Origin of the sequence: uncultured Imperialibacter sp., assembly GCF_963974565.1 — a bacterium.
GTDB classification, from domain to species: domain Bacteria; phylum Bacteroidota; class Bacteroidia; order Cytophagales; family Cyclobacteriaceae; genus Imperialibacter; species Imperialibacter roseus.
The window spans coordinates 40,890-48,565 of record NZ_CAXBCJ010000031.1; the positions used below are offsets into that span (position 1 = coordinate 40,890).

7 protein-coding genes are annotated in these 7,676 nt (G+C 48.2%); 3 read left to right on the top strand and 4 right to left on the bottom strand.

What is annotated here, in order from left to right:
- Nucleotides 1-70: 70 nt before the first annotated feature.
- Nucleotides 71-2,464 carry an ABC transporter permease gene (locus AAC052_RS26690; protein ID WP_339816190.1) on the top strand — a complete coding sequence of 798 codons (2,394 nt, stop codon included), beginning with the start codon at nt 71-73 and terminating at the stop codon, nt 2,462-2,464.
- A gap of 6 nt (nt 2,465-2,470) precedes the next feature.
- On the opposite strand, the gene AAC052_RS26695 is transcribed toward AAC052_RS26690, so the two are convergent.
- From AAC052_RS26695 to msrB, 4 genes are all read right to left on the bottom strand, one after another.
- Nucleotides 2,471-2,941, bottom strand: a complete 471-nt coding sequence (locus AAC052_RS26695; protein WP_339816191.1) for a hypothetical protein — start codon at nt 2,939-2,941, stop codon at nt 2,471-2,473.
- Between the two features lie 51 nt (nt 2,942-2,992).
- Nucleotides 2,993-3,910, bottom strand: a complete 918-nt coding sequence (locus AAC052_RS26700) for a methyltransferase domain-containing protein (RefSeq protein WP_339816192.1) — start codon at nt 3,908-3,910, stop codon at nt 2,993-2,995.
- A gap of 142 nt (nt 3,911-4,052) precedes the next feature.
- Nucleotides 4,053-4,448 (bottom strand): RNA-binding protein, encoded by a 396-nt coding sequence (locus AAC052_RS26705; protein ID WP_317489836.1) that lies wholly within the window; start codon nt 4,446-4,448, stop codon nt 4,053-4,055.
- Between the two features lie 214 nt (nt 4,449-4,662).
- Complete coding sequence (msrB, locus tag AAC052_RS26710) at nt 4,663-5,112, bottom strand: peptide-methionine (R)-S-oxide reductase MsrB (protein WP_339816193.1); 450 nt, start codon at nt 5,110-5,112, stop codon at nt 4,663-4,665.
- A 111-nt stretch (nt 5,113-5,223) separates the two neighbouring features.
- Here msrB and AAC052_RS26715 point away from each other — a divergent pair, with 111 nt between their 5' ends.
- Both AAC052_RS26715 and AAC052_RS26720 read left to right on the top strand, forming a co-directional pair.
- On the top strand, nt 5,224-6,105 hold the full coding sequence (locus tag AAC052_RS26715) for a hypothetical protein (RefSeq protein WP_339816194.1): 882 nt from the start codon (nt 5,224-5,226) through the stop codon (nt 6,103-6,105).
- Between the two features lie 191 nt (nt 6,106-6,296).
- Nucleotides 6,297-7,265 (top strand): kelch repeat-containing protein, encoded by a 969-nt coding sequence (locus AAC052_RS26720; protein ID WP_339816195.1) that lies wholly within the window; start codon nt 6,297-6,299, stop codon nt 7,263-7,265.
- The last annotated feature ends 411 nt before the right edge of the window (nt 7,266-7,676 follow it).

The window sequence follows — 7,676 nt, forward strand, 5'->3', positions numbered from 1 at the left end:
TGTAACAAAACAAGGAGTCTCTTGCATTAAAACTAATTTATTAGTTTATTGACTAATAAATTAGTTTACTATGCGTCATCATCTTTTATTCTCGCTTCGCAGCCTTTGGAGGTTTCGCTCCACTGCTTTTCTGCAAATCCTTGGTTTTGTAGTTGGCCTGGGTGCCCTGATACCCGTGCTGATGGTATTGTACTACCATATGCGCTTTGATAAGTTTCACGACAAGGCCGAGAGGATTGTCAGGGTAAGCACCAAAGTGAGCCTGCCGGAATCAACCTCGATTTATGCCGCCACTTCCAAGTCGCTGGCGCCGCTGTTGAAAGAGCAAATGGCCGATGTGGAAGAGGTGGTCAGGTACAGGTATTCGACCGTTTCTGTCAGTGCTGACGGCAAAGAGCTCGGCCAAACTCTGACGCTTTTTGCCGATCCGGGTTTTTTTGAAGCGTTTTCATCTGAGGTGCTAAGCGGCAACCTGGCTGATGCTATGAGAACACCGGATGGGCTTGTCATCAGTGAGACGACTGCCGAAAGATTTTTTGGTAACGACGACCCAATTGGAAAAACAGTTGCCCTGGAAGCTCCGGCAGGTAGTTTTTCGGGACAGGTAAAAGCTGTGATTAAGGATTATCCTGAGAATGTTTCATTTAGTTTTGACATAGTAGCTCCATATTCGCATGTCGAAAATGCCATGAGAGATAACCTTGGAGCCCTCGTGCCCGGCCATTTCACCTATCTCCTTCTAAGAGACAAGGCAGATCAGATGAAGCTTGAGACAGAATTTACCCGGATAACCAAAGAACACTTTCCTGAAGGCATGAGAGATGTGTTGAGCCTGCTTCCTGTGGCGCTCACAGAGGTTCATTATGCCAATGGGAACCAGTTCGACTCTGGAAGAAAAGGGAGCAAGCTCAACGACCTGGCCCTGGGCGTGCTGGCTGCCTTTCTATTGCTGGTGAGCATTGCCAACTATGTGAACCTGGCCACAGCCTTGCTGATGAGGCGATCCAAAGAGCTGGCCATTCGCAAAATCATGGGGGAGCCTGTTGGTCAGCAGTATGGTCAGCTGCTTGTAGAATCTGTTTGCATGCTGTCGCTGGTCATCCTTTTGATCAATATCCTCACGTTCTTTCTGGTGCCTGAAATTGAAGCCATGCTCAACATCACTTTGAGAACCGGACTCTTCACAGGCGTCAGCTACTACCTGTTCACTTTCTTTTTTGGTCTCGCCGTGGCAGGTGTTTCGAGCATTGTTCCGTTTTGGCTAGTGTCCAGCACAATTTCTGTCACCAACCTGAAGGGAGCAGCAGCTGGTCGCTCAAAATTGAGTCTTCGTTATGGTCTCCTGGGGCTTCAACTGATCGTTTCTGTACTTTTTGCAGTGATTGCCCTTGGCATGGATGAACAATTGCGTTTCATCAAAAATAAAGACCTTGGTTTCGACAAAGAACAGGTGGTAACGATGAGCATCACCGATCCTCAGGTAAATGCGAAGGCCGACGCCATCAAGCAGGCTTTTCTGCAGCAGTCGTATGTTAGCGCAGCTTCTATATCGCTCACTCCCATTACCGGCGACCATGTGCGGGCGCAGTTCAGGCTTGGAGCAGATAGCACCGGAGCCACCCCTATGATGAATGCCAACTATGTTGATGTGGATTTTGACGAGGTGTATGAGGTAAAGCTCGTGGCCGGGCGGTTTTTCTCCAAAGAGTTCGCCTCTGACATCGGCCGGGCGTTTGTGCTCAACAAAAAAGCCGTTGAGGCGTTCGGTTTTCAGTCTCCCCAGGCTGCCGTTGGCCAAACACTCTCCAAAGTGCTTGCTGACTCTCTGAACACAGGCACCATCATAGGGGTAATGGAAGACTATCACTTTCAGTCGCTTTACCAGGAGCTGGAGCCTATGATTTGGCAAATTGTGCCTGCATCTTCCCGCAACTTGCTTGCCGTGAAGCTGGAAAATGGCGATGTGGAGGAGCAAAAGAAAAAGCTAAGAGCCGTGTTGAGTGACCTTGGTGTTACGCAGGAGATCGAATTCACCTCGCTCACTGACGCCCTCGACATGGCCTACAGAGAAGACGACCGACTCTCTTTTTTCATCCGTGTCTCAGCTGGTGTCATTGTGCTTATTGCTTTGCTGGGAGTTTTTGGGCTGGCAGCGTTTATTTTGGAAACAAGGAGGAAGGAAATGGGTATCCGAAAGCTACTCGGGGCAGATTTGTGGCACATCATGGCCCAAATGGGGCGTCCGTTTGCCGGGGTATTGGCCGTTGGCCTTATGGTGGGTGCCCCTGTTTCGTATTATTTTTTGGGCAACTGGCTCAACTCATTTGCCTTTCATGTAAGCGCCTCCTGGTGGTATGTGCCAGCAGCTACGATATTGATCGGTGCACTTATGGCAACATCAGTATATCGGCAGGTAAACAAAGCCGCAGCTACCAATCCGGCGGAAGTGCTGCGGGAAGAATAAAAGCGCTTAGTTGTCGTTGAACTGCGCCTTGATGGAATTCAACGCTTTGGTGAGGGAGTCTACCTGAGGCGGGAACTCGTTCCAGACAAAAGAGATGGAATTTTCAATGCCCCCCGATTTGATGCCCAGCCAGTAGTCGCAACCATCGTAGCAGCGGGCGCAGGATTCCAGCTCCAGCACAGCGAATTCCTGTAGAGGCACGAGCCCGATCAGGTTTTCCCAGCCCTTTTGGGTAAACGCCTGTTCAATGATTTCTGTTTTTGGATCGCCAGCTCCCCAGGTGGTTCTCTTGTAGATGAGCTTATTGGGTGTTACAGCCAGGGAGTCCAAACATACGCCCGCACAAAGCCCACACGAAATGCCTGTTTTAATGTACTCACTTTCCGACTTTAGCTTCACGGAAAGAAGTTCTTCGTCCTCACTACCGCAGGCTCCCAGAATAATAGCAGCTGTAACAAAAAGCAGAATGGCTCTCATAAGTTTGACTGTTTGGATAGAAGACCCCCGAACACCAGAGAAAGTTGTAACTCAGTGGTTGGGCTTTTTCCCAGAAACCAAATACATCAGCGCTCCGCCTGCAGAATGGAAGTCGTTGTTTTTGAGGGCTTCAAAGATCCTTTCTGAGTGGCCTTCGTATTTTTGATGGTACTCGTCGTAAAAGGACAGGTATTTATCACCGAACGCCTCAAAGTAAAAGAGATCCGAATTGTTCATGGCGTCGCCGGCGTTGCCTTTTTTCCAATGCTTGGTAGTGGCCATCTGCTCCTGCGTGTCGTAGGGCGGCACCATCACAATGGCTTTGTCGGACAAGCGAACGTCTATCTTTTCAAAGCCCTGCTTCGACAGCGTGCCGGGCAGCAGGTCACCAAGGGAGTTGTCGCCAAAGCCCAGTCTTTTCTTTCCCTGCTCCACAATCAGGGCGTACTTCACATGGTCAACCATCTCGTCGATAGAGGTGTTTTCCGACTCGGAAGTTCTCAGCAGGCTTTGAATTCTGTTGTTAGGCTCCACGCACAGAATCGTGCCTCCGGGCTTCAATACCCGCTTCATTTCCTCTACCGCTTTTGTGGGGTTGCCAACGTGGATCAGCACCGTTTGGCAGGTGACAATATCAAAGGACGCATCCTCAAACGGAAGGTTCATGGCATCGCCCTGATAGAGTTCGAACCAGGCGGCCTGGTCTTTAAAAAACCGCTTGAGCTCCGCCGATCCTTTTGCCCAGGTTGGGTCTTTGTCCACTCCCACCACATAGGCAGGCTTGCCGAGGTAAGGGGTAAGAATCTTGCTCCAGTGGCACTGGCCACAGCCCACATCAAGCATGGAGGTGTGTTTGCTCAGCTTGATTCTCTTGGCCATCAAATCGATAAAGCCCTTGTTCCACCAGAAATTCCGGTAGTCTGCAAATTGGTTTTCTGAATGAGGAGTTTTAATCGAGGACTCAGGCATTTTCAACGATAATCTTTAAAGACTGATAACTATTAAACAAGATGGCAGACCAACCTTGCCAGACTTTCTTAACAACAGACAATAAAAAAAGTGGTTCATTGTCTGAACCACTTTGTTAATTTCTTTAGGCGATTAATAGTTCTCAGTAATCAGAGTCACGGTTGCCACGGCCATAGCCGCCTCCGCCACCACCACGGTTGAAGCCTCCGCCACCACCGCCACCACGGTTGTAGCCTCCGCCTCCGCCACCACCACGATTGAATCCGCCGCCACCGCCGCTTCTTCTTTCGCCTTCTGGTTTCGGCTCTGACTTATTCACCACTATAGCTCTTCCTTTTACTTCGGCGCCATTTAATTCTTTGATCGCTTTCTGAGCAGCCTCATCATCCGGCATCTCAACAAAACCAAACCCTTTGCTTCTACCCGTGAATTTGTCTGTGATAATCTTTACAGAAGAAACCTCACCGTAGTCTTCGAAATAACCTTTTAATTCAGCCTCTTCAATACTGTAAGGGAGACTGCCAACGAAAATATTCATGCCTTATTAGTTAAATAAATTTTTATAAATGTAGCGGATTTAAAACGAAATACTAGTTTTTTGAAAACTTAATCTAAGTGCATGTATTTTGAAAAAATTCACTTAGAGGAAAATAGGCTACAAAATCAACAATATGTTACGGCCTTGTTGCCACCGGCAGGAGTTGATTCACCTTAGCTTTAAGGTCTCCCAAAAACCGGAAATCAGGGGTTTTTCAGGCTTCCTTTAGTTTTTTTAAAGCAACGGCATTCATGCAATACCTCAGGCCTGAAGGGGCAGGGCCGTCAGGAAACACATGGCCGAGGTGAGCGTCGCAGGTGTTGCAAACAGTTTCGATGCGGTACATCCCGTGGCTCTTATCGGCGATATAGGCGATGCTGTTTTCTTTCACAGGCTGAGTAAAAGACGGCCAGCCCGTGCCCGACTCAAACTTCTCAGCCGCATCGAACAGCAACCTGCCGCAGCAAACGCAGCCGTATTGGCCCGGCTCAAAAAGGCTGCACATGTCGGAGCTAAATGCCCGCTCTGTTCCTTTCAGCCGTGTTACCTGGTATTCCTCAGGGGTAAGCTTTGCCTTCCATTCGGCTTCGGTTAGTGTTACTTTTCTGTCAGGTGTGGGGTTGCCATTTTTGGCAAAACTTGTTATGTCTGTCCACTTGAGCATATGAGGGTTCTTTTTTGATGGCAAGTTAACAGTAATCGCACAGGAATAGTTTTCGAAATTCAAGGTATGGAATATGGTATCCGTAAAACCGAAAAAGTAAATTGCCTTCGAATGTCCAGATTGATGCCCATTTTTTTGATTTTTCTACAGTCGTGTACTACCCTGCAGTATTCCAATGCAGTGGTTGCTGATAGTCAGAATCTGATTGTAACGCCTTTTGTTTCTCTAAGCTGTGAATCATGCAAAGGATCAGACGGGTCGGAAATCTCAGGATGGGAACTATTTAGCAGGGACGATTCTCTTTTTATCGAATCCGGTCATGCGTTGCTCGCCCACTACACTGGGGCCCTTGTAGAAATTGAAGGAGATACGGTGGTTTCAATTGCAGCCCTTAATGAAGCGATGAACCCTTCGGACGACGCAACCTACGTAAGCATGCGTTATTTGATCGATTCAACAAAAAAGGTTGACTATTATGTTGACTATAAATATTTGGTGCTTCATTCTAGTTACATTAAATACACCTTTCCTTTTGAGAATCAACCAATTTCAGCTGCCGATGAGCCTGTTTGTTTGCGATGGGAAAGTCCAAACCCGGAAATGAAGTCAATTTCTTATAAGCTAAGGGTTATGGATATCTTTGATTCCCTGCTTTTGGAAAAGGTTGTCCTGGGAAATGAGACGCAGTTGCCTGAGGCCGAGACTGGCAAGAAGCGATCGTCGGAATTGCTGGTCATCGAGTTGTGGGAATTTGGCGATAAGGAAAAATCAGCCACACCTTTAGGTATAAAATTTAAAGATCATGGAGGGCTGCGTAGCCCATGCACAGCAGTTGCGCCGATAGACCATCTGAAGCTTGCTGTGGGTTATGAAAGACACAGACTGATGGAGCAGGCAAGCGAGCATTACCATTTGGCTGCGCAGCCAGGAGGCAGAAAAGTGTATTTCGATATTTTGGAGACTTTTTTGGTCAGAAGTAAATCTCAGTTATAAAAAAATCTTGCTTCAATCCCAAGGGCTGTCCCCTGACAGCCCTTCTCCGAGCGCTTTCAGGAGACAGGCCCAGGCTGCTAACTCGAGAATCTTACCCTTCTTTCTCTTTTTCTCTGGCAAAGCATATACCCAAACTTGTATATTTACTTTTGAACCGTTGTCTGAAACGCTAAACAAAAATTTCCCTGGTTATGAAAAAGACCCTTGCCTTTGTAGTAATAGTAGCACTTTCAATCACCTGCGCACTGGCGCAAAGCTGGCAAAAAGTGACACCCGCCAATGAGTGTACCAACCGCCACGAGAACTCACTCACCGCCATTGGCAACAAGCTGGTGCTGGTAGGAGGCAGGGGCGTGAAGCCCGTGGAGTCTTTTGATATAAAAACCAACACGTGGACAAAACATGTGGAGACGCCCCTGGAGATGAGCCATTTTCAGGCCATCAACTACAAAGGCGAAATGTGGGTAATAGGAGCGTTTACAGGCGGCTACCCACACGAGGTGCCCATTCCCGATGTGTATATTTTTAACATCGAAAAGAATGAATGGCGCAAAGGTCCGTCGATCCCCGAAGACCGTCGCCGGGGTGCAGCGGGGGCTTTCGTGTACAAAAACAAGATTTACATTATTTGCGGAGAAACAGATGGCCACTGGGACGGCACCAACGCCTGGTTTGATGAGTATGACCCAAAGACCGACAGATGGAGGAGGCTGGCCGATGCGCCTCATATCCGTGACCATGTGGGTGCGTCTGTGGTAGGCGACAAGCTCTACCTGGCCGGGGGCCGTCGTTCGACAGCTAAAATCCAGCAGGTGCTGAACCTCACGGAACCAGCAGTGGATGTGTATGACTTTAAAACAGGCCAGTGGTCGACGTTGAGTGAGGCGCAGAACCTGCCGACAAAAAGGGCAGGTGCTTCTTCGGTGGTGTTGGGAAAAAAGGTATTGATCATGGGTGGCGAAAGCGATGCCCAGGAAGAGTCGCATGCAAACGTGGAGGCTTTCAACACGCAAACCATGCAGTGGGAGATCCTGCCGATGCTCAACAAGGGTCGCCATGGCACTGGCGCTGTGAACGTAAAAGGCAAGGTCTACACCGTGGCCGGCTCCGGCAACCGTGGAGGTGGGCCCGAGCTGAATAGTATTGAGGTTTTTGAGTAGAAAGATTAAAGAGGTTACTCTAGCCTCAGAGAAAGTGGTAACCTCTTTAATCTTTAAGAACGATTGGTTACTGACTAAAGAGGTTACAACTGCAGGGACGTAGAGAGTAACCTCTTTAGTTCCAGCCGTTACAATTAAAGAGGTTACTCTGCCCCAGAGAAAATCGTAACCTCTTTAATCTTTAAGAACGATTTGTTACTGACTAAAGAGGTTACATCGGCAGGGGAGGAGAGAGTAACCTCTTTAGTTCCAGCCGTTACAATTAAAGAGGTTACTCTGCCCCAGAGAAAGTGTAACCTCTTTAATCTTTAAGAACGATTTGTTACTGACTAAAGAGGTTACAACTGCAGGGACGTAGAGAGTAACCTCTTTAGTTCCAGCCGTTACAATTAAAGAGGTTACTCTGCCCCA